This is a genomic window from Enterobacter sp. UPMP701, assembly GCF_053709515.1.
The window spans coordinates 696,577-716,462 of record NZ_JBSKJN010000001.1 but is presented as its reverse complement, the minus strand read 5'-3'; the positions used below and the strand labels follow the sequence as shown (position 1 = coordinate 716,462).

The following is a 19,886-nucleotide window of genomic DNA, read 5'->3' as shown; positions in this document are numbered from 1 at the left end:
ATGTATTTTACCACATCAAATCGTCAGGGATTTTGAAGTCCGCGTACGGATCGTCTTCGTCCTGCTCCTCCTGGCTGAGCGCGCTGTTTAACACGATGCTGTCGGCATCGCGCTGGGCAATTTTATCGGCCACCACCGCCGGAATAATTGCGTATTCGCAGTCACCGTTTGCATTCAGCACCAGGCGCGCAATGGCCAGACGGCCGTTGATCAGCTGAGCCTGGGTTGGCTTGTCGACCTCGATTTTTTTGATCAAATTACCGTCGGTGAAGTTAAAGGTGATGTTGCCTTTCGCCACGGTGATGCGGTTCATCTCAATCAGCTGCTTCACCTGCGCTTTAAACTCTTTTGCGAGCACGGCCTGCTTTTGCTGCTCGCTCAGCAGCTTGTCGCGCTCGATCTGCGCCTTCTTATTCTCTTCTACCGCTTCACGCGCCTCACGGGCCTGTACGCGTGATTTCTTTGCCGTGCGCTGCACTTTCGCTGCTTTCTTGCTGCTGACCAGGCCCGCTTTCAGCATCTGCTCTTGTAAGGTGAGTTTTGTCATGATTGTTTCTAAACCGGTTGGAAATTTTGGGGATTATAGCGGGAATTGCGGAAAGAGTGCGACATTAGCAGATGAAGCGTTACACATCCTGGCTGGGCGCCATATATCGCACCCAGGATCCTGATTGATAAAGATTAGCAGTACAATCGTGATACTACGGTTTTTGTGATGCTGGTTTTGACCACGCATCGCCATACTTAATCATGCCATCCAGGTAGTGCCATTCAATACTGTTGAAGCGTAACTTCACGGTCTCGATCATGTTATGATGATTTGAACCAGGTATATATGTGTGATTGGCATTCACTGACATGATGACAACACTCTCCATGGATATCCGATAAACTTCACGTTCAATCCCTGCATCGTTTGTCTCATAGTAGCGAATGATCGCTTTTTGCAGACGTCTCCCGTCGCAAACATACACTGCAAACAGTGGTGAAAGTTTATCCAGCTGTTTGTGTATGATAAAAGGTTCGTGTTGTCTGGTACCCCCCATTCTACCGGTATGAGGGTCGACTGGCTGGCTAATGCCGTAGCTGCTGCTCATGACTTCAACCGCGCCCTCTCGACCTAACGCGAGACATTCTCCTTTTAACTGCATTCCGTTTTCATCATAAAGAAACAGGTATGCGGGTAATGACATGTTACTTTCTCCCTAAGTCGAGTATATTGCCTTGGTTATCGATTATAAAAGTATAATAAAAATTCTTTTTATTTAACGTATAATGTGCCCCATAGACAGTACCTTTAGTTAAGTTCACGTTAAAACATGTGTTCGGATATGATAATGCTAAAAAGTCCCCCTTTAATAACTCAGAATACTCTTTGCCGTTTGATGCCAGTACATAGCGACTAAGAATATCTTTTTTATCGACTGTAAAGCATACCAGACCATCATAAACGTAGATAGATTGTCTTTCCCCGGACGCAGCGCCTTCTTTTCCTTTACCCGGACACCCCGCCAGAAAAATGGCAGACAGCAACAGTGATATATATCTCAACCGGGAAACCCCTCTAAAATACGTTCATATTTTTTAATCAATATCGTTACTGGTTCAGCAGGATCATAGTTTCTATAATCAAAGAGATGACTATTACCCCAAAAACCATAGCTTTTTAATAACCAGTAATCACTGACAATCGAAGCTTGTTGCTCTAGTCCGTATTCCAGTAAGTTAGTCTTCTCAAGACTGTACGTATAATCAGCAGCCCAGGAGAAAGCACCACGCATACGCACCCACATACCACGTTGATGCTGCCAGACATGCATCATTTCATGCATAAAAAGATGTTGGGCATCAGTCACTGGCTGGCTAACAGGCATAGAAAAGTCATGTTCATATTTTTCAGACCTGAACCACATTTCTCCATCAGGACTCATTGCCTGGCCAGGATTTTGTAGATTAAAAGGCAGATAACTTTCAAGGTGAATCCATACTTTATGATAGTAAATACTATACCCAAAGAGCGAACTCGCTAAATTTATTTCTCCAAGCCTAAGGCGCCGAAGCCCCCCTTCGCGAATCACTGGCCAACTGATGGAGTTTGGATAGTACACAATGGTATCCTCAGAATTTTACTCATCGGGTAAATGCTAAACGCTTAAATAATTATGAGATAGCAAAAAATCATGTTTAAGATCGCAAAACAAATAAAACCACAAATAACTCAACATTGCTGACAATACCTATAAAATTCACACCAAAAATATTTCCATAAAATTAAATAAGCAACATCAATTAATCGCAACTGCGGGGGTTAATAGATTGCTTTCTTACAGATGCATAATTACGGTGTAAAACACCATAATTTCCGTATTAGCCTTTACAGCAATGCGTAAAAATTTTTAAACAGTCGCCACCCGCGCTACTCTTCTTTTTGTATCTAAACATGAAAATGCCTCATGTTGCATTGAAATTAAGTCACTTCCCCTGCGCCACGGGCTCAGGCATAAATTATGCATTAGTAACTTCTTAGCAACATGAACTTAGGATGCATAACCACAATGAGCAAAGCCTTCACCTATACCCTTAAGCGCAGTTGCTTCGATGAGAATTACAACCCGTCAGAAAATACGCGTACGACCACTAACTTTGCCAACCTGGCGCGGGGAGAAAAACGTCAGGAAAACCTGCGCAATACGCTGGTGATGATCAACAACCGCTTTAACGCCCTGGCGCGCTGGGATAACCCGACCGCCGATCGCTACGCGGTTGAGCTTGAAATCATCTCTGTCGATTTGAACATTGGCGCGGAAAAGCCGTTTCCGGCTATTGAGATATTACAAACGTATATTGTCGACAAAAAAAATAACCAGCGTATCGCAGGCATCGTCGGGAATAACTTCTCCTCTTACGTGCGCGATTATGATTTCAGCGTTCTGCTGCTGGAACACAATAAGAACCAGCAGCACTTCGGTATTCCGGAAAAGTTTGGCGAGCTGCACGGCAATATCTTCCGTCATTTTGTGAATTCGCCGGAATACAAAGAGAACTTCAGGAAAGGTCCGGTGATCTGCCTGAGCGTCTCCAGCAAAGACACCTACCGCCGCACCGGTAATCAGCATCCGGTGCTGGGCATGGAGTACGCGCCGGACGGCGAGTCGTTAACGGAACTGTACTTCGCCAAAATGGGCCTGAAAGTTCGCTATTTCATGCCGGAAAACAGCGTGGCACCCTTCGCTTTCTTCTACACCGGGGACTTGCTGAATGATTACACCGATCTGGAACTGATCGCCACCATCAGCACCATGGAAACATTCCAGAAAATCTATCGTCCGGAAATTTATAACGCGAACTCGGCGGCAGGTCTGTACTACCGCCCGGATCTGAACCAGCAGGATCATTCATTAACCAAAATTGTGTATGACCGCGAGGAGCGAAGCCGGCTGGCGATTGAACAGGGCCGATTTACCGAAGCGTATTTCATTAAGCCTTACCAACATATTCTTGAGCAGTGGTCTGATAACTACACGCTTTAATTCATCAAAAAAAGGTCTTTTATTATGAAAACATTGCTCCCGACCTCTACGGCTGGCAGCCTGCCTAAGCCAACCTGGCTTGCGCAACCTGAAACGCTGTGGTCTCCGTGGAAACTCCAGGATGATGAATTACTGGCGGGTAAACAGGATGCCCTGCGCCTGTCTCTGGATGAACAGATTCGCGCGGGCATTGATATCGTCAGCGACGGCGAGCAGACCCGTCAGCACTTTGTCACCACGTTTATTGAACACCTGAGCGGCGTCGATTTCGAAAACCGCCAGACCGTACGCATCCGCAACCGCTATGACGCGAGCGTGCCGACGGTCGTTGATGCCGTCGCGCGTCAGAAACCGGTATTTGTGGACGATGCGAAGTACCTGCGTCAGCTCACGGACAAGCCGATCAAATGGGCCCTCCCGGGGCCGATGACCATGATCGATACCCTCTATGACGATCACTACAAAAGCCGCGAAAAGCTGGCCTGGGAATTCGCCAAAATCCTGAATCAGGAAGCGCGCGAACTGGAAGCCGCCGGGGTCGATATCATCCAGTTCGACGAGCCGGCGTTTAACGTCTTCTTCGACGAGGTCAACGACTGGGGCATCGCCGCACTGGAGCGCGCAATCGAAGGGCTTAAGTGCGAAACCGCCGTACACATCTGCTACGGCTACGGCATCAAAGCCAATACCGACTGGAAAAAGACGCTCGGCTCAGAATGGCGACAGTATGAAGAGGCCTTCCCTAAGCTGCAGACTTCTAACATCGACATCATCTCCCTTGAGTGCCATAACTCACGCGTACCGATGGATCTGCTGGAGCTGATTCGCGGTAAAAAGGTCATGGTCGGGGCGATCGACGTGGCGACCAACGCCGTTGAAACGCCGGAGGAAGTGGCTAATACGCTGCGTAAAGCGCTGCAGTTTGTCGATGCCGACAAGCTTTATCCGTCCACCAACTGCGGTATGGCCCCGCTCTCCCGCCAGGTTGCCAACGGCAAGCTGAAGGCGCTCAGCGCGGGCGCTGAGATTATCCGCAAGGAGCTTACCCGCTAACGCTCACGCTGCCAGTACGGCGGGGTGCCGAACAGTTCCACGTAATAATCAATCACCGCCCTGACGTTAAGGGGCGGATGACGCGCGTTCGGGTAAATTGCCGCAATGGTCTGCGGCTCCGTGTTGATCCCGCATTCATACTCCGGCAGGAGCGACACCAGCTCGCCACTTTTTAGCCTTTCACTCACCAGCCAGTCGGGGAACAGTACGATCCCCATCCCGCCCAGCGCGGCAATCAGCAGCGTTTCGGCGTTGTTGGACGTCATCAGCGGCGCAACGGGATAGTGAACCCATGCCGCATCATGGCGGCGAATGAGCCAGCGGTTAGGCCCGGACGATCCCCGATACACCAGGCAACTGTGCTGCGTCAGATCTTCCGGCCCATCAGGCGCGCCGTGCTGCCGCAGGTAGGACGGCGACGCCGCCAGATGGTAAAACTGCTGACCGAGCACCCGTGCGTGAAACGAGGAGTCCGTCAGCGTGCCGATGCGGAACAGCACGTCGGCGGCATCCCGATGCGGATCGATAAAATCATCGGTGAGCGTCAACTCCAGGGTAAGCCGGGGGTAGCGCGCTGACAGCCCCGCCAGGCCGGGAGCAACGTGCCGCTGTCCAAAAAATACCGGGCAGTTAATGCGAATCAGGCCCGTTGGCTCAATAGACCTCTCATCCAGCTCCCGGCGCGCCTCGTCAAGACTTCCCGCCATCGTCCGGGCGTAGCGAATGAAAAGATGCCCGCTTTCCGTCGGTATCACGGCCCGCGTGTTGCGATAAAAAAGCTGCTGGCCGAGCGCGTCCTCAAGCTGGTGGATGACACGTGAAACTTGTGAAGCGGAGATCCCTTCCCTGCGCGCAACCACGGAGAAATTCTGCGATTCATAAACCGCGATAAAGATCAGCAACGCGCGAATGCTGATATTTCCGGCATCAATCATTAGTGCATTTCCTGCAATGGTGTTTCCTGCATTATGGCATTTTTCTCACTGCTGATACGCCGTATTCTTCGTCGCCTGAGCAACGAGAGAGTATGAGCAATGCAACTTATTTTAATTTTACTGGTGATTGCTGGCGGGATGGGACTGTCCATCGAGGCGGGCCTGCTGGGACCGCTGGGTGGCGAAGTCGGGGATTTATGGGCCACATTCAGCATCTTCGGCGTGGGCGCCGCACTGACGTTTCTTCTGATGCTGTTTTTCAGCCCGCGCAGCAGTCCGTCGTTTTTCGCACAGCCAGGCTGGCAGCTGCTCGGCGGGGTGCTTGGCCCAGTATACGTGGTCATTTTGACTATCGCCACGCCGGCCATCGGCATCGCCCTGACGATGATCGGCATTCTGGCGGGCCAGGTTTTTAAAAGCCTGATCATTGACCACTTTGGCCTGCTGGGCACGCCGCACAGGAAGATAAACGCAAAACGCATCGTGGCGCTGATTTTTATTATTGCCGCACTGGTACTGGTCGCACAGGGGTAAACGTATGACACTGATGATGATAATTCTGGCCGTCTGCGGCGGCGCGATGCTGAGCATTCAGGCTGCGATTAACGGACAGCTCGGCAGCAGTGTAGGCGTCTTCAAAAGCGCATTCCTGACGTTTTCCGTCGGCGCGCTGGTGACCGCCCTGCTCATTTTCTTCTTCGAGCCCAGGCAGGCGGTCACGCTGCTGGACGTGCCGAAATGGCAGCTCCTCGGCGCGATGTTTGGCGTGCCCTATATCGTAATTATGGTGCTCGCCGTTCAGCGTATCGGCACAGCTGTCGCTACGGTCGCGGTGATCTTCGGCCAGCTCACCATGAGCATGCTGATTGATAACTTTGGCTGGTTGAATAATCCCGCGATTCCGTTTTCACCGAGCCGTCTGGGCGCGGTGGTTTGCCTGGGTATTGCCCTGTACTTTATTTACTCCAGCAGCAAAACCGGTAATGCCCGCGACTAAACTTACGTCTTACGGGTAAAGAACAGCGTCACCGTGGCGACGGTGACGCCAAATTTCTTCATCTCGGTTTTATTGAACAGATGCGTCTCATCCTGCAGGTACATCCAGTCGTCAAAGTTCAGCAGCCACGTTTTGCCGTTGGCCGTCACGTTCATACTGTAATGCCAGTTAAAGGCGTTGCCTGCGGCCTGCCCTGTGGCGATCCCTTCAATATCCCCCGCCGTTCCCTCGTAGCGGTCGTTCCCCACGCGGCGAATATGCCAGACCCGCTGCTGTTTTTCGCCGTCGTCATAAACAAAGTGCTCATTGAGCGTCAGGGTATCGCCGATAACATCCCCGGCAATCTCAACGTGGAAACGGCGGATCTGCCTGCCGCTGCGATCCTGCACCATCCCCCACGCTTCGGTTTTACCCTGGAAGTAGTGGAAGATATCCAACCGCGGCTGCTGTTCACGATAATCGGTCACCTCGGTGCTGCAGCCAGCCAGCAGCATCGTCAATGCCAGCACCATTATCAGGAAACGTTTCATTTTTGACCTCCGATTAACTGCTGACGCAGCTCAGGGTATTGCGTGCGGGGATCGAGCCAGATCGCCAGAAAACGGCTGCTGAACGCTTCTGACTGGCGTGGTCCGAGTGGAATAAAGGTGCGTTGCGTCGCCGTCGCGCGATACCAGAATTGCCCCTGCTTATCATTGAGGACAAACGCCAGCTGCGAACCCGGCCGGACATCCGGCCACAGGGACTGGAGCATGCGCAGCCAGGCCAGCCAGTCGGCGGCCCGGACGGCGGATACTGCAACCGTCAGGCAAATCAACAGAACGATGGCCCTCATTTTTGTCTCCCCATCAGCAGGTGGAAAAACAGCATCAGTACCAGCCAGCCCGGCGCCATCCAGCTGACGACGATAAAGGTCGGCTCCAGAAACATGATGGCACCCAGCCGCTCGCCAATCAGATACGCCACCGGTCCCCCCATGGCGGCCAGCAGCGTCAGCAGCCAGCCGGGTAACGTGGTGGTGCGCGTCAGCTGCGTCCAGACCGTGGCGAACATCAGCCACAGTGCCACCATCCATAGCGGCATCAGAGACTCGCCCGTGAAGGCAATCAGCCCCGTCAGCGCCCAGAGCGCATCCAGCAGGCTGCCAGCCGCGGCGAGCCCAATCGCATAAAAACGGTAAGCTGACGGCAAGAACAGGCACGCCAGGATCGCCAGCCCGAGCCAGATAATCAGGCCTTGTTCGCGAAACATCACCACCAGCGCCCAATAGAGATCGAAGGCGACGGCCAGCAGGAAGACCTGAAGGTAGCGTCTCATACGCGCTCGGCGGTGAGCTGTACCACGCTAATGGTGCGGGCGTTAAACCCGGCTTCGCAGTAGCCGAAGTAGTAAAGCCACATGCGGCGGAACCGTTCATCAAAGCCGAGCGTTTCAATCTCCTGCCAGGCATGGACAAAGCGCTGCCGCCAGTGGGCCAGCGTGCGGGCGTAGTCCGGCCCCATGTCGAAGAGATTGCGCACCACGAAATCGGTGTGGCGCGTCATCAGGTCGTTCATCGCGGTAATACTCGGCAGGAAGCCGCCCGGAAAAATGTAGCGCTGGATAAAATCGACGCTTTTGCTGTAGTCGCGGTAGCGCTGGTCCTGAATGGTGATGGCCTGAATCGCCATTCGTCCTCCCGGACGCAGCCGCGCCTGGCAGGTACGGAAGAACGTGGGCAGATAGCGTTGCCCGACGGCTTCAATCATCTCTATCGACACCAGCTTGTCGTACTGCCCGGTGAGGTCGCGATAATCGCACAGCAGCACCTCGACCCGGTCCTGCAGCCCGGCGCGGGCGATGCGCTCGGTCGCCCAGATGTATTGTTCCTGCGACAGCGTGGTGGTGGTGACCCGACAGCCATAGTGGCGGGCCGCGTATTCCGCCATCGCGCCCCAGCCGGTGCCAATTTCCAGCAGGTGGTCGCCCGCGCTCAGCGCCAGCTGCTCACACAGGCGCGCCATTTTGGCCTGCTGCGCCGCGGTAAGATCCTGCTCGTCCGCGGTAAAAAGCGCGCTGGAATAAAGCAACTCTTTATCGAGAAAATGGGCATAGAAGGTATTGCCCAGATCGTAATGGGCGGCAATATTTTCGCGCGCCTGCATGCGGGAGTTACGTCGCGTCCAGTGGCGTATCCGCTCCAGCGGCCTGCCGAGCAGACGGAACCCGTTTTCCAGACGACCGAGCACCTCGCCGTTGAGCGCCAGCAGCTCCAGAAGCGACGTGAGGTGCGCGGTTTCCCATTCGCCATCCATCCAGGCTTCTGCAGCCGCGAGGCTACCGCCCGTTAAGATACGCCAGTAGACGCCGGGGGTGAGGATCTGCACCTCGGCATGCCGCGCGGCGGATGTCTCGCCAAAATGAAAGGTCTGCGCACCTTCACGCAGCGTGAGCGAGCCGCCGCGAATGCCGCTTAACAAACGGAACAGCAGCCAGCGCGCCACGCGGACGTTGCGCGGGATATCGGGTTCGAGCACAAAGACGGGATCGGTCATGAGCGTTCACTCCTGCTGACGGGATGGTTATACAGCGGCACGCGCTTGAGCCACAGGCGCAGCGCCTGCCAGTAAATGGCAAAAACGGTTTTCAGGGTCATCAGCGGGATGCGCAGCAGCAGCGAGCGCAGCGCCGGACGGGTCAGAGGCTCCCGGCGCAAGGCCAGCGTGGCGTCAAACACTTTTGCTTCCTGATGATTTTCAATGTGCATATGCAGCGTGTTGTCCGGGTTGTTAAAGCGCCAGTGGTAGATCATGTCCATCGGGTTGAAGGGGGAAACGTGAAACGCTTTTTCCGTGGGCTGGGCATTTTGCCCGTTGACCGCGTAATAATGACGCTCGTTCCACGGCGTGTTGCGCACCTCGGCGAGCACCCAGCGAAGCGTATTGTCCTGGTCATAGCAGTAGTAAAAATTGACCGGGTTAAAATGGAATCCGAAATAGCGCAGCTGCGTCAACAGCATCACGCGACCGTGCGGGCGCTCCCCGGTCAGGCTCTCCAGTCTGCTCAGCACGTTCTCTTTAAGCGGCGCGCCAAGCGGATAGTCCGCGTCGTGGAACGCGGCGGCGGCAAAGCGATTGCGCCCCACGCCGACGGACGGCAGCAGCGGCAGTTCATCGAGATCCAGCCAGGCCATAAAAACGCTGTAGCTGAATTCGTGGGTTTTCGGCTGGAGGCGACGGTGGCGCAATGCGCCGTGATAGAGGCAGCTGTTCATCTCAGTTCCCCTCCCCGGCCGCTATCCCCTTGACCACGTCCAGCGCGCTGCGTACCCCGTCTTCATGAAAACCGTTGTACCAGTAAGCGCCGCAGAACCAGCTCCGGTTATGCCCGTTGATCTCGCCGCGCCGCGCCTGAGCCCGCCAGCTTTGCGGGTTAAACAACGGATGCTCATAGACAAAGCGTTGCAGGACGAAACGTTCATCCACTGCCGTGTCCGGGTTCAGAGTGACGCAGAACAGCGGGCTTCCCGCAGGCAGATCCTGCAGAATGTTCATGTTGTAAGTGACGCAGGCGCTGGCCTGCTCCTGTTCGCTCAGGCGATAGTTCCAGCTCGCCCACGCACGCTCACGCACCGGCAACCAGCGCGGATCGCTGTGCAGAACAACCTCGTTGCGCTGCCAGCCAATATCACCCAGCACCTCGCGCTCTGCGGGCGTCGGGTCATCAAGCATCGCCAGGGCACTGGCGGAGTGGCAGGCAAATATCACCTGATCGAAGGTATGGCTGCCGTTTTCGAGCTGAAGCGTAACCCCGCGTGCGTGGCGGCTCACCCGCTGTACCGGCGCGTTCAGGTGAAGCGTCAGGCGGTCACCCAGTTTTTCCAGCATGGCGCGGATATACTCCCGCGAGCCGCCCGGCACCACGTACCACTGCGGGCGATGGGTGATATCCAGCAGGCCGTGGTGGTGGAAAAAGCGCAAAAAGAGCGGCAGCGGGAAACGCTTCATCTCCTGCAGCGACGAGGACCAGATGGCGGCCCCCATCGGCAGAATGTAGTGACGCGCAAAAAAAGGCGTGAAGCCGTGCTGGTCCAGAAACGTCTGTAGCGTGGCGTTCGGGTTCACCTCCCCGTCCAGCGCCGCTTTCGCCAGGCGATTGAAACGGACAATCTCCCTGAGTAACCGCCAGAATGCCGGATTCACCACGTTTCGGCGCTGGGCAAACAGCGACGTCAGGGTGTGGCCGTTGTACTCCAGCCCCGTCGCCGGGTTGTGCACTGAAAAGCTCATCTGCGTTTTTTGCCCGCTGATGCCAAGCTCGCTGAGCAGGCCCATAAAGCGCGGATAGGTGCGATTGTTGTAGACGATAAAGCCGGTATCGATCGCGTATGTCCCCTGAGGTGTCGATACGTCAACCGTCGCGGTATGGCCGCCGGGCGTGGCACCCGCTTCAAACAGAGTGACCTGATGATGCCCGGCCAGCCGCCAGGCGCAGGTCAGCCCGGCGATGCCGCTGCCGATAATCGCAATGTTCATGAACGCACCATCCTGCGCAGCAGCACGCGCTGAAGAAACGCGGGTAACCCGGAGAGCAGCCGCAAAATAAGGCTAAATCCGGCCGGAAACGCGATATGCATTTTGCCCTTCGCCAGCCCGGTACGGATCGCCCTGACCGCCTCGTCGATGCTCACCCTGCCAGGCATGGCAAAATCGTTTTTGCGCGTCAGCGGCGTATCAACAAAGCCCGGAGAGACCACCGTCACGGCAATGCCTTTTGGCTCCCAGTCCAGGCGCAGGCTCTCAGCAAACCAGCTCAGCGCCGCTTTGGACGCACCGTAAGCCTCTGCCCGCGGGAAGGGAAGCCAGTGGGCCATCGAGCTCACCAGCACCACGCGGTTGCCGGCAACCAGCTGCTGTTGCAGCGCGGCCAGGCAGTTCACCGGGCCGATAAAGTTGGTGTTCATGACCCGCTCCACCAGCGCCGCATCCACGACACCACCGTCCAGGTATTCGCAGGTGCCGGCGCAGAGAATAACCACATCGGCGTAAATGCCGGTCAGCGCCTGGCGACAGGCGTCCCTGTCTGTCATATCGAACAGGCGAACGGTGAGATTGGGGCAGGCCTGATGCAGCGCTTCAAGCCGCGCCGGATCGCGCCCGCAGGCGATAACGTTGTAGCCATCAGCGGCGAAGGACTTCGCCAGCCCGGCACCAATGCCTGAGCTCGCGCCGGTAATCAGCACCGTCTTCATGATTTGACCCTCCGCTTCACGCCGCGTACCGCCCAGCCGAGCAGCGGAAGGTGTTCGTAGATCATTTCTCCCGCATCGTAGTAGTCCCGCTGGCGCGTAATGAGGTTGTTTTCAGTCTCCACCACCGAACATCCCGGCAGTTCGAGCGGCTCGCCCCCGGCAATGCGCGGGTGCGACCAGTGCATCACCCAGGTAACGACGAAGCGGTTTCCGCTGCACAGCGGCGGATCGATGGTAAAACGGCAGTGCTCGACATTCGCCAGCAGATGGGTGAAATAGCGCTGGAGCGCAAAAATACCGTTGTGTTCGCCAAACGGATCGATAAGCGCGGCATTCGAATGGTAAAGCCCGACCAGCGCCGAAGGCGGCTGGCTATCCAGTGCGGTGTAGTACTCAATAAACCGACGCACGACAGAGGGCAAAGTGCTCATGGGTCACATCCTGGCTGTAAACAACGTGGCGTAATCGCATAATTAAAACTTACACAATTAATGTTATTTGTCCAAGTTTGTGGTGGTTTATTTTTTATTTTAAATATATATCAATAAGTTAAATAAAGACAAAATCGTGGGATTGGCAGGCCGGGTTAGGCGCAACCGCCCCCCGGCTTTAACTTTCAGGATATCCTTAAGGCAAACTCGCCGGTCTTCTTCCAGGCTTATCCTTTTTATTCATAAGGATGCCTGATATGAAACGCTTCTTTCTCTCCCTTTTCTCAAGCCCCGAATCCCTGCTCCAGGTGATGAGCCAGCAGGAGATCATTGAAGCTGTTGAAGATGGGGACCGCATCATTATCGACCAGGACGGGAACGCGTCGGTGAACTACAAAAGCAACGAGGTAAGGCAGGATTTTCTGCGTCACGTCAATGCACTGAAGAGGGCGTGATATGGGAACGGCGATCTTTATGGTGCTGATGGTGTGCGGGTACTGGTATACCAGCCGCGACCTGTCGACCCGCTTTAAAATCAAGCGTTCTTTCGGCTGGGACGTCTATTTTCTCGTTGCGCTGTACGGCTCTATTTTCGTTCTTCAGGGCGTGATTGCCACCGGACTGCTCTGGCTACTTCTGCTCGCCCTTTCCGCTGCGGACAACACGTTTCACTTCACGTCGCAGCAATATGCCGACTGGCAAATCGACTTCATGAACTGGAGTTTTTTAGGGATTCAGGCGCCAGTGGTCGTGATGCTCGGGTTCGCTATTCTGTTTTGCCTCTACCGCTCCAACTGGGCAGGCAGCGCCCGGCTGGATGGTGAAAGCCGGAAAAAACTCTATAAACGTCTGGCCCAGTCGAGCGGTATTGAACAGCTGCTTTACCAGTGTATGGAGCAAGGCGAGCTGGCGCAGGTGACGCTCAGGTCGCGGCGGATTTACGTCGGCATGATCCACACCGCGACGCTGGAGTATGAAAAAACGGCCAATATCGTGCTGATCCCGATGTTAAGCGGATACAGAGACGAGAAAACGATGAATCTGCGCATCGAGAATAATTACAGCAAGTGGTATGCGGAGCATGACATTACGCTTGACTCGGAACCCCGCAGCGCAATGTCTTTCCGAAAGGTGATTTTGCTCAATCAGATTGAGAGCATCTCGTTGTTCGACCCCGCCAGCGCCAGCGCGCTGGCGCTGGCCCAGCGGGATGAGAGCCCTCTTTCTAAAGAGACATCGTCATAATGCTGAGTATGCCCTGCTTTTGATAGAACGAGTATTCACAGAGTTGGGTAACCACACATGGGTACGGGAAAAGTAGGGTTATAGCTCATTTGCTCATTTCCGGAGTAAAGGTTGTTCACGCTTAGCATTATTGTGCATCTAAGGATGAACTAGCGCTATGCAGTATTGTTGGATAATACCTTCAGCGAAAGCACACGCTGAGGGTTTGGGTAAGAAGCATTACCCCCTCATTAATCCTGAAAATGCCCTGTTCAACGGGTTAATGACATCATCCGTATCCATTCCCATTTGCGCATGAATAATGGCACCGTCAATAAGCAACATGATTTGATTGACTACCCGCTCATCAGTTATTCCTGTCAGCAACGCAATGATTTTCCGGGTTTCAGATTTATGGTCGCGGCATATCGCTTTTATTTCGCTTTCAATCTCTTCTGATTTTGCCTCGGCGCTGGCATTTATAAACGCGCAGCCATGGAAATCGGGCGAAATAAACCAGTCATGAAGCGTTGCAGACAGCGCATCAGACGGCTTCTCACCTGCGCTGAGGTGGTCACGCAGCGCAGTCTCAAACCAGTTAATCCATAATTCATGGCGGTAATGGAGATAGGCAAGAATAAGCGCGCTCTTCGCCGGAAAATGGCGATAGAACGTTACCTTCGTCACTTTTGATTGTTTTATCAGCGTGTCGACGCCGGTGGCTCTGAATCCCATTGAATAAAACAGATCGTGCGCCGTCAGTAATATTTTATTCCTGACGCTGATTTTTTTATCGTGACTTGCGGATTCTGCTTTCATTTTTTGGCAGCCTAAAATGGATATTGACAGCGTTATTTTACAGGCATAGATTACCGTAAGTAGACAGACCTGTCTACATCACCCTACGCTGAGGTAACCGCAATGAATACACGCCCTCCTTTACCGCCGTTCACGCGCGAAAGCGCCATCGAAAAGGTCAGGCTGGCAGAAGACGGCTGGAACAGCCGCGACCCGGAGAAAGTCGCGCTGGCCTATACGCTGGATACCCAATGGCGCAACCGTGCAGAATTCGCCACTAACCGGGAAGAGGCGCAGGCGTTTCTGGCACGGAAATGGAAAAAAGAGCTGGATTACCGTCTGATTAAAGAGCTCTGGGCGTTCACAGAAAACCGGATCGCTGTGCGCTATGCCTATGAATGGCATGATGATTCAGGTAACTGGTTCCGCTCTTACGGCAATGAAAACTGGGAGTTCGAACCGGACGGATTAATGAAGCGCCGTTTCGCCTGTGTAAACGATATGCCGATCAAAGCATCTGAGCGTCTGTTCCACTGGCCGCTGGGCAGACGCCCGGACGATCACCCGTCGTTGAGCGATCTGGGGTTATAGGGTACCGGACTGCAGAATGCTGCTTTTAAGCCAGTTTTTTTACGACTGGCTTAAAAAGCATTAACGCCCTAAACAGTGATACACTTACCCCACCTGGCCGATCGCCCGTCTTAATGCGTTATGACGATCGCCGCTGTAACCAAATTACGAATTGGTCACTCGTTGTCATTCGATGCCTGTCACGCTAAGCTTAAATAATGACTAAAAATATGAATACCCCATCAACACGTGGTCCACTTGACCATTCTGTCAGAGAGCAAATCGTCGAAGCGGCATTTGAGCACTTCGGCCATTACGGCTATGAAAAAACCACCGTTGCCGAACTGGCAAAATCCATTGGTTTTTCAAAATCCTATATTTATAAGTTTTTTGAATCCAAGCAGGCTATTGGAGAAGTGATCTGCGCTAACCGTCTGGAGTTGATTATGGCGGCAGTGCTGTCCGCCATTGATGATGCGCCATCGGCAAGCGAAAAATTACGCCGTCTTTTCAAAGCCCTCACCGAAGCGGGAAGTGAACTGTTTTTCCACGATCGCAAGCTCTATGACATTGCCGCCGTCGCCGCGCAGGAGCAGTGGCCTTCAACCCAAAAGTATACTGAAAGCCTGATGAAGTTGATCGAGAGCATCATTATCGCAGGCAGGCAGGCCGGCGAGTTCGAACGAAAAACGCCGCTGGATGAGGTCACCACTGCTGTCTATATGGTGATGTGCCCTTACATCAATCCCGTTCAGCTGCAGTACAACCTCGAAATGGCTCCCACGGCTGCGGTACTGCTCTCCTCACTGATTTTAAGAAGCCTTGCCCCCTGATTTGTGACCATTGACATTATTGGTCACTAGTCAGAGAATGCGGAAACTATTCTGTTACCTCGATAAGGGTTTCCCATGCTCAGGCTTAATTCAGCCCGCCTTGCCGTTTGTCTTCTGCCGTTTGCCCTCGCGGCATGCGGCGATATCTCCGCGAGTAACGATCCGCGCACGCAGCCACCGCTTGTCAGATCTGCCTCCGTCGAGCTTGCAAGCGGCAGCGCGCGCGCCTTTTCAGGCGTTGTCGTTGCCAGAACGCAGAGCGATCTGGGCTTCAGGGTTCAGGGAAAAATTCTTGAGCGCCTGGTCGATACCGGGCAGAGCGTCAAACAGGGTCAGCCTTTGCTGCGCCTGGATCCGGTTGACCTGAAACTGCAGGCGCAGGCACAGCAGCGCACGGTGGATGCGGCCCAGGCGCGTGCGCGAAAAGCGTCCAGCGACGAGGCGCGCTACCGTGGCCTGGTTGCCACCGGCGCGGTGTCCGCATCCGAGTATGACCAAATCAAAGCAGCGGCGGATACCGCCAGAGCGGAGCTTAGCGCTGCCCGCGCGCAGGCAAACGTGGCGCAAAACGCCACGGGGTATGCCGCCCTGCTGGCTGATTCTGACGGCGTGGTGATGGAGACGCTCGCCGAACCGGGCCAGGTCGTCAGTGCAGGACAGGTCGTGATCCGGCTTGCCAGGGCGGGACAGCGCGAAGCACTGGTACAGCTTCCGGAGACGTTACGCCCTGCCGTCGGCAGTGAAGCGCAGGCGACACTTTACGGCAATGAAGCGCACCCGGTCACCGCCACGCTGCGCCTGCTGTCTGACTCAGCCGATGCCGCCACCCGCACCTATGAAGCACGATACGTGCTGGATGGCCAGCTGGCGAATGCGCCGCTGGGGGCAACCGTCACGCTGAACGTTCAGGACAATAGAGCAGAAGGCCAGGTTATGCAGGTTCCGCTGGCTTCCCTCTACGATGCAGGCAAAGGTCCTGGCGTCTGGCGCATTTCCGCTCAGCCTGCAAAGGTCGCCTGGACCCCCGTCAGGGTGCTGAGCGTGGGTGAAGATGCGGCGCAGGTCACGGGCGGCGTGAAGCCTGGTGAGAAGATTGTTGCCTTAGGCACGCATCTTCTGCATGAAGGTGAAGTCGTCAGGCTTGCCGCCCAGCGCAGCGACACCCTGGCGGAGAACGTGCCATGAGCGGTAATCGCTTCAACCTCTCGGCGCTGGCCGTGCGCGAGCGTTCCGTCACGCTGTTTCTCATCGTTCTGGTTACCCTTGCCGGAATCTACGCCTTCTTTGGGCTCGGTCGTGCGGAAGATCCCCCCTTCACGGTGAAGCAAATGACGGTGATAACCGTCTGGCCGGGCGCCACCGCGCAGGAGATCCAGGATCAGGTTGCCGAGCCGCTGGAAAAGCGGCTTCAGGAGCTGAAATGGTATGACCGGACGGAAACCTATACCCGTCCCGGCATGGCGTTTATCACGTTGTCATTACAGGACAAAACGCCGCCTGCGGAGGTGCAGGAGGAGTTCTATCAGGCGCGCAAAAAGCTTGGAGACGAATCCCAACATCTCCCGTCGGGCGTTATTGGCCCGATGATCAATGACGAATTTTCGGATGTGACCTTTGCCCTCTTTACCCTGAAGGCAAAAGGCGAACCGCAGCGCCAGCTGGTGCGTGATGCCGAAGAGCTACGCCAGCAGCTTCTGCACGTTCCCGGCGTGAAGAAAGTGAACATTATCGGCGAACAGGCCGAGCGGATTTATATCTCTTTTTCACATGACCGGCTGGCAACGATGGGGCTTTCTCCGCAGGATATTTTCACTGCGCTTAACAGCCAGAACGCGTTAGCCGCGGCAGGTTCCATTGAGACCCGAGGCGCGCAGATTTTTATCCGCCTCGACGGCGCGTTTGATGAACTGCAGAAGATCCGCGATACGCCCTTTGTTGTCCAGGGCAAAACGCTCCGGCTGTCCGATGTAGCAACGGTTGAACGCGGCTATGAAGATCCCCCCACCATGCTGATCCGTAATCAGCATGAACCCGCCCTTCTGCTGGGGATCGTGATGCGCGAAGGCTGGAACGGACTGGCGCTGGGTAAGGCGCTGGATGCGGAAACGGCAAAAATCAACGACAGTCTGCCGCTTGGCATGGCCCTGACTAAAGTCACCGACCAGTCCGTCAATATTCGCTCGTCGGTTGATGAGTTCATGATCAAGTTCTTCGTCGCCCTGCTGGTGGTGATGGTGGTCTGTTTCGTCAGCATGGGCTGGCGCGTGGGGGTAGTGGTTGCGGCGGCCGTGCCGCTGACGCTGGCGGTGGTTTTCGTGGTGATGGAGGCCGCAGGAATAAACTTTGACCGCGTCACGCTCGGGTCGCTGATCCTCGCCCTTGGCCTGCTGGTCGATGACGCCATTATCGCCATCGAAATGATGGTGGTGAAAATGGAGGAAGGTTACGACCGGGTCAAAGCCTCCGCCTACGCCTGGAGCCATACCGCCGCGCCGATGCTGGCCGGTACGCTGGTCACGGCCATTGGCTTTATGCCTAACGGTTTTGCCCAGTCGACCGCCGGGGAGTACACCAGCAATATGTTCTGGGTAGTCGGCCTCGCGCTGATTGCCTCGTGGTTTGTCGCCGTGGTCTTCACGCCGTATCTGGGGGTGAAGATCCTACCGGAGATTGCCAAAGTGGAAGGTGGCCACGCCGCCATTTACAGCACGCCGCGCTATAACCGTTTCCGCCTGTTGCTTGCCCGCGTTATTGCCCGTAAATGGCGGGTGGCGGGATCGGTGGTCGCCCTTTTCCTTCTGGCCGTGGTGGGCATGGGGCTGGTCAAAAAACAGTTCTTCCCGACCTCCGATCGCCCGGAAGTGCTGGTTGAAGTGCAGATGCCCTACGGCACCTCGATTGCGCAGACCAGCGCCGCTGCCGGGAAGATCGAGTCGTGGCTGAGCAAACAGCCCGAAGCCAACATCGTCACGGCCTATATTGGACAGGGCTCACCACGCTTTTATCTCGCTATGGCCCCCGAGCTGCCGGACCCGTCATTTGCGAAAATCGTGATCCTGACGGACAGCGAGACGTCGCGCGAGGCGCTGAAGTTGCGGCTCCGGGAGGCGGTTGCCAACGGCCTGGCGCCCGAAGCGCGCGTGCGGGTGACGCAGCTGGTGTTCGGGCCCTATTCCCCCTTCCCGGTCGCCTGGCGCGTGACGGGGCCGGACGTCACGCAGGTGCATGACATCGCAGATAAGGTAAAGGCCGTTCTCCAGGCAAGCCCGATGATGAGGACCGTCAATACCGACTGGGGAAGTCGCGTCCCGGTACTGCATTTCACCCTCGATCAAAACCGCTTGCAGGCGACCGGCTTAACCTCCAGCGCCGTTGCCGAACAGCTTCAGTTCCTGCTGTCAGGCGTACCGATCACCGCCGTGCGGGAAGACATTCGCTCGGTTGAGGTGATCGGGCGCGCGGCGGGCGACATCCGCCTCGATCCGGCGAAAATTGAGGGCTTCACCCTTGTCGGCACTGCGGGACAGCGCGTTCCGCTGTCTCAAATCGGCAAAATTGAGGTCGGCATGGAAGATCCGATCCTGCGCCGCCGCGATCGCACCCCAACCATAACCGTGCGCGGGGATATCGCCGACGGTATGCAGCCACCTGACGTATCCGTTGCCATCATGAAGCAGCTCCAGCCGATAGTCGATACCCTGCCGGCTGGCTACCGAATCGAAATGGCGGGCTCGATTGAGGAATCAGGCAAAGCCACGCAGGCGATGATTCCGCTGTTTCCGATCATGATTGCCCTGACGCTGCTGATCATCATCCTGCAGGTGCGCTCGCTCTCGGCCATGATGATGGTGTTTCTGACCGCGCCGCTGGGGCTGATTGGCGTGGTGCCGACCCTGCTGATTTTCAATCAGCCGTTCGGCATCAACGCGCTGGTAGGGCTGATCGCCCTGTCGGGCATACTTATGCGCAATACGCTGATCCTGATCGGGCAAATCGATCATAACCAGAAAGAGGGTCTCAATCCGTTCCAGGCGGTGGTTGAGGCAACGGTTCAGCGGGCCAGACCGGTATTACTCACCGCCCTGGCGGCCGTGCTGGCGTTCATTCCCCTGACGCATTCTGTGTTCTGGGGGACGCTGGCCTGGACGCTGATCGGCGGAACGTTAGGCGGAACCATCATTACGCTCGTGTTCCTGCCCGCCATGTATGCGATCTGGTTCAGGATCCTCCCTGAAGAACAACGCGTGCAGCGCACTACGGAAAACGTGTAAACTACCATAAGTAG

Annotated in this window: 23 protein-coding genes and 1 pseudogene; 10 read left to right on the top strand and 14 right to left on the bottom strand. The window is 55.4% G+C overall.

All coding sequences use genetic code 11. The features are described from left to right. Positions 1-7: 7 nt before the first annotated feature. The 4 genes from ACWKXT_RS03570 to ACWKXT_RS03555 all read right to left on the bottom strand — a co-directional run bounded on the left by ACWKXT_RS03570 (position 8) and on the right by ACWKXT_RS03555 (position 2,111). The gene (locus ACWKXT_RS03570; RefSeq protein WP_454531673.1) at positions 8-547 is read right to left on the bottom strand and encodes a DUF2058 domain-containing protein; all 540 of its coding nucleotides are present in this window, start codon (positions 545-547) and stop codon (positions 8-10) included. Positions 548-701: 154 nt separating this feature from the next. Beyond that, a complete protein-coding gene (locus ACWKXT_RS03565) occupies positions 702-1,193 on the bottom strand; it encodes an Hcp family type VI secretion system effector (protein WP_454531672.1) in 492 nt (163 codons plus the stop codon). A gap of 1 nt (position 1,194) precedes the next feature. Then, a complete protein-coding gene (locus tag ACWKXT_RS03560; protein WP_454531671.1) occupies positions 1,195-1,533 on the bottom strand; it encodes a lipoprotein in 339 nt (112 codons plus the stop codon). A 14-nt stretch (positions 1,534-1,547) separates the two neighbouring features. Next, positions 1,548-2,111, bottom strand: a complete 564-nt coding sequence (locus ACWKXT_RS03555; protein ID WP_454531902.1) for a type IV secretion protein Rhs — start codon at positions 2,109-2,111, stop codon at positions 1,548-1,550. Between the two features lie 444 nt (positions 2,112-2,555). Here ACWKXT_RS03555 and ACWKXT_RS03550 point away from each other — a divergent pair, with 444 nt between their 5' ends. Together ACWKXT_RS03550 and ACWKXT_RS03545 are read left to right on the top strand one after the other, a co-directional pair. Next, the gene (locus tag ACWKXT_RS03550; RefSeq protein ID WP_454531670.1) at positions 2,556-3,530 is read left to right on the top strand and encodes a DUF1852 domain-containing protein; all 975 of its coding nucleotides are present in this window, start codon (positions 2,556-2,558) and stop codon (positions 3,528-3,530) included. Positions 3,531-3,554: 24 nt separating this feature from the next. Continuing rightward, entirely contained in the window at positions 3,555-4,583 is a 1,029-nt protein-coding gene (locus ACWKXT_RS03545) for a methionine synthase (RefSeq protein WP_454526889.1), read from the top strand. On the opposite strand, the gene ACWKXT_RS03540 is transcribed toward ACWKXT_RS03545, so the two are convergent. Then, entirely contained in the window at positions 4,580-5,518 is a 939-nt protein-coding gene (locus ACWKXT_RS03540; protein WP_454531669.1) for a LysR substrate-binding domain-containing protein, read from the bottom strand. The two genes, ACWKXT_RS03545 and ACWKXT_RS03540, sit on opposite strands and share 4 nt — an antisense overlap. Positions 5,519-5,617: 99 nt before the next feature. Between ACWKXT_RS03540 and ACWKXT_RS03535 the strand changes: the two genes are divergently transcribed. After that, the gene (locus ACWKXT_RS03535; RefSeq protein WP_454526891.1) at positions 5,618-6,052 is read left to right on the top strand and encodes a DMT family transporter; all 435 of its coding nucleotides are present in this window, start codon (positions 5,618-5,620) and stop codon (positions 6,050-6,052) included. 4 nt (positions 6,053-6,056) lie between these two features. Further along, entirely contained in the window at positions 6,057-6,515 is a 459-nt protein-coding gene (locus ACWKXT_RS03530) for a DMT family transporter (protein ID WP_454531668.1), read from the top strand. Between the two features lie 2 nt (positions 6,516-6,517). Here ACWKXT_RS03530 and ACWKXT_RS03525 read toward each other — a convergent pair whose 3' ends face one another. From ACWKXT_RS03525 to ACWKXT_RS03490, 8 genes and pseudogenes are all read right to left on the bottom strand, one after another. Continuing rightward, entirely contained in the window at positions 6,518-7,045 is a 528-nt protein-coding gene (locus ACWKXT_RS03525) for a DUF3833 domain-containing protein (RefSeq protein WP_454531667.1), read from the bottom strand. After that, a pseudogene (locus ACWKXT_RS03520) lies at positions 7,042-7,281 on the bottom strand (hypothetical protein); the annotation flags it as partial. The gene ACWKXT_RS03525 and the pseudogene ACWKXT_RS03520, both read right to left, overlap by 4 nt. Before the next feature lie 65 nt (positions 7,282-7,346). After that, a complete protein-coding gene (locus tag ACWKXT_RS03515) occupies positions 7,347-7,832 on the bottom strand; it encodes a DUF2878 domain-containing protein (RefSeq protein WP_454531666.1) in 486 nt (161 codons plus the stop codon). Further along, a complete protein-coding gene (locus tag ACWKXT_RS03510; protein ID WP_454531665.1) occupies positions 7,829-9,049 on the bottom strand; it encodes a class I SAM-dependent methyltransferase in 1,221 nt (406 codons plus the stop codon). The genes ACWKXT_RS03515 and ACWKXT_RS03510 overlap by 4 nt, the downstream gene beginning before the upstream one ends. Next, positions 9,046-9,768 (bottom strand): DUF1365 domain-containing protein, encoded by a 723-nt coding sequence (locus ACWKXT_RS03505; RefSeq protein WP_454531664.1) that lies wholly within the window; start codon positions 9,766-9,768, stop codon positions 9,046-9,048. The genes ACWKXT_RS03510 and ACWKXT_RS03505 overlap by 4 nt, the downstream gene beginning before the upstream one ends. A gap of 1 nt (position 9,769) precedes the next feature. After that, positions 9,770-11,029, bottom strand: a complete 1,260-nt coding sequence (locus ACWKXT_RS03500; RefSeq protein ID WP_454531663.1) for an NAD(P)/FAD-dependent oxidoreductase — start codon at positions 11,027-11,029, stop codon at positions 9,770-9,772. Beyond that, entirely contained in the window at positions 11,026-11,745 is a 720-nt protein-coding gene (locus tag ACWKXT_RS03495) for an SDR family NAD(P)-dependent oxidoreductase (RefSeq protein WP_454531662.1), read from the bottom strand. Before ACWKXT_RS03495 ends, ACWKXT_RS03500 begins: the two co-directional genes overlap by 4 nt. Further along, positions 11,742-12,176 (bottom strand): nuclear transport factor 2 family protein, encoded by a 435-nt coding sequence (locus tag ACWKXT_RS03490; RefSeq protein WP_454531661.1) that lies wholly within the window; start codon positions 12,174-12,176, stop codon positions 11,742-11,744. Before ACWKXT_RS03490 ends, ACWKXT_RS03495 begins: the two co-directional genes overlap by 4 nt. A gap of 257 nt (positions 12,177-12,433) precedes the next feature. On the opposite strand from ACWKXT_RS03490, the gene ACWKXT_RS03485 reads away from it, so the two are divergent. Both ACWKXT_RS03485 and ACWKXT_RS03480 read left to right on the top strand, forming a co-directional pair. Beyond that, positions 12,434-12,631 carry a hypothetical protein gene (locus ACWKXT_RS03485; protein ID WP_008502331.1) on the top strand — a complete coding sequence of 66 codons (198 nt, stop codon included), beginning with the start codon at positions 12,434-12,436 and terminating at the stop codon, positions 12,629-12,631. 1 nt (position 12,632) lies between these two features. Further along, positions 12,633-13,421: a hypothetical protein gene (locus ACWKXT_RS03480; protein WP_454526900.1), complete on the top strand. Its 789-nt coding sequence runs from the start codon at positions 12,633-12,635 to the stop codon at positions 13,419-13,421. 219 nt (positions 13,422-13,640) lie between these two features. Here the strand turns inward: ACWKXT_RS03480 and ACWKXT_RS03475 are convergent, their stop codons facing one another. Next, on the bottom strand, positions 13,641-14,219 hold the full coding sequence (locus ACWKXT_RS03475; protein WP_454531660.1) for a TetR/AcrR family transcriptional regulator: 579 nt from the start codon (positions 14,217-14,219) through the stop codon (positions 13,641-13,643). A gap of 102 nt (positions 14,220-14,321) precedes the next feature. Here ACWKXT_RS03475 and ACWKXT_RS03470 point away from each other — a divergent pair, with 102 nt between their 5' ends. The 4 genes from ACWKXT_RS03470 (at position 14,322) to ACWKXT_RS03455 (ending at position 19,872) form a co-directional block, all read left to right on the top strand. Continuing rightward, positions 14,322-14,789, top strand: coding sequence for a nuclear transport factor 2 family protein (locus ACWKXT_RS03470; protein ID WP_454531659.1), 468 nt, complete (start codon positions 14,322-14,324; stop codon positions 14,787-14,789). Between the two features lie 197 nt (positions 14,790-14,986). Continuing rightward, positions 14,987-15,601, top strand: coding sequence for a TetR/AcrR family transcriptional regulator (locus ACWKXT_RS03465; RefSeq protein ID WP_454531658.1), 615 nt, complete (start codon positions 14,987-14,989; stop codon positions 15,599-15,601). Positions 15,602-15,676: 75 nt separating this feature from the next. Beyond that, on the top strand, positions 15,677-16,786 hold the full coding sequence (locus tag ACWKXT_RS03460; RefSeq protein WP_454531657.1) for an efflux RND transporter periplasmic adaptor subunit: 1,110 nt from the start codon (positions 15,677-15,679) through the stop codon (positions 16,784-16,786). Further along, on the top strand, positions 16,783-19,872 hold the full coding sequence (locus ACWKXT_RS03455; RefSeq protein WP_454531656.1) for an efflux RND transporter permease subunit: 3,090 nt from the start codon (positions 16,783-16,785) through the stop codon (positions 19,870-19,872). Before ACWKXT_RS03460 ends, ACWKXT_RS03455 begins: the two co-directional genes overlap by 4 nt. The last annotated feature ends 14 nt before the right edge of the window (positions 19,873-19,886 follow it).

Coding starts and splice junctions, on each gene's coding strand:
- ACWKXT_RS03485 (WP_008502331.1), top strand. CDS start 12,434: ATGAAACGCTTCTTTCTCTCCCTTTTCTCAAGCCCCGAATCCCTGCTC.
- ACWKXT_RS03530 (WP_454531668.1), top strand. CDS start 6,057: ATGACACTGATGATGATAATTCTGGCCGTCTGCGGCGGCGCGATGCTG.
- ACWKXT_RS03525 (WP_454531667.1), bottom strand. CDS start 7,045: ATGAAACGTTTCCTGATAATGGTGCTGGCATTGACGATGCTGCTGGCT.
- ACWKXT_RS03475 (WP_454531660.1), bottom strand. CDS start 14,219: ATGAAAGCAGAATCCGCAAGTCACGATAAAAAAATCAGCGTCAGGAAT.
- ACWKXT_RS03505 (WP_454531664.1), bottom strand. CDS start 9,768: ATGAACAGCTGCCTCTATCACGGCGCATTGCGCCACCGTCGCCTCCAG.
- ACWKXT_RS03500 (WP_454531663.1), bottom strand. CDS start 11,029: ATGAACATTGCGATTATCGGCAGCGGCATCGCCGGGCTGACCTGCGCC.
- ACWKXT_RS03460 (WP_454531657.1), top strand. CDS start 15,677: ATGCTCAGGCTTAATTCAGCCCGCCTTGCCGTTTGTCTTCTGCCGTTT.
- ACWKXT_RS03515 (WP_454531666.1), bottom strand. CDS start 7,832: ATGAGACGCTACCTTCAGGTCTTCCTGCTGGCCGTCGCCTTCGATCTC.
- ACWKXT_RS03465 (WP_454531658.1), top strand. CDS start 14,987: ATGACTAAAAATATGAATACCCCATCAACACGTGGTCCACTTGACCAT.
- ACWKXT_RS03540 (WP_454531669.1), bottom strand. CDS start 5,518: ATGATTGATGCCGGAAATATCAGCATTCGCGCGTTGCTGATCTTTATC.
- ACWKXT_RS03565 (WP_454531672.1), bottom strand. CDS start 1,193: ATGTCATTACCCGCATACCTGTTTCTTTATGATGAAAACGGAATGCAG.
- ACWKXT_RS03455 (WP_454531656.1), top strand. CDS start 16,783: ATGAGCGGTAATCGCTTCAACCTCTCGGCGCTGGCCGTGCGCGAGCGT.
- ACWKXT_RS03570 (WP_454531673.1), bottom strand. CDS start 547: ATGACAAAACTCACCTTACAAGAGCAGATGCTGAAAGCGGGCCTGGTC.
- ACWKXT_RS03495 (WP_454531662.1), bottom strand. CDS start 11,745: ATGAAGACGGTGCTGATTACCGGCGCGAGCTCAGGCATTGGTGCCGGG.
- ACWKXT_RS03545 (WP_454526889.1), top strand. CDS start 3,555: ATGAAAACATTGCTCCCGACCTCTACGGCTGGCAGCCTGCCTAAGCCA.
- ACWKXT_RS03470 (WP_454531659.1), top strand. CDS start 14,322: ATGAATACACGCCCTCCTTTACCGCCGTTCACGCGCGAAAGCGCCATC.
- ACWKXT_RS03535 (WP_454526891.1), top strand. CDS start 5,618: ATGCAACTTATTTTAATTTTACTGGTGATTGCTGGCGGGATGGGACTG.
- ACWKXT_RS03510 (WP_454531665.1), bottom strand. CDS start 9,049: ATGACCGATCCCGTCTTTGTGCTCGAACCCGATATCCCGCGCAACGTC.
- ACWKXT_RS03550 (WP_454531670.1), top strand. CDS start 2,556: ATGAGCAAAGCCTTCACCTATACCCTTAAGCGCAGTTGCTTCGATGAG.
- ACWKXT_RS03480 (WP_454526900.1), top strand. CDS start 12,633: ATGGGAACGGCGATCTTTATGGTGCTGATGGTGTGCGGGTACTGGTAT.
- ACWKXT_RS03490 (WP_454531661.1), bottom strand. CDS start 12,176: ATGAGCACTTTGCCCTCTGTCGTGCGTCGGTTTATTGAGTACTACACC.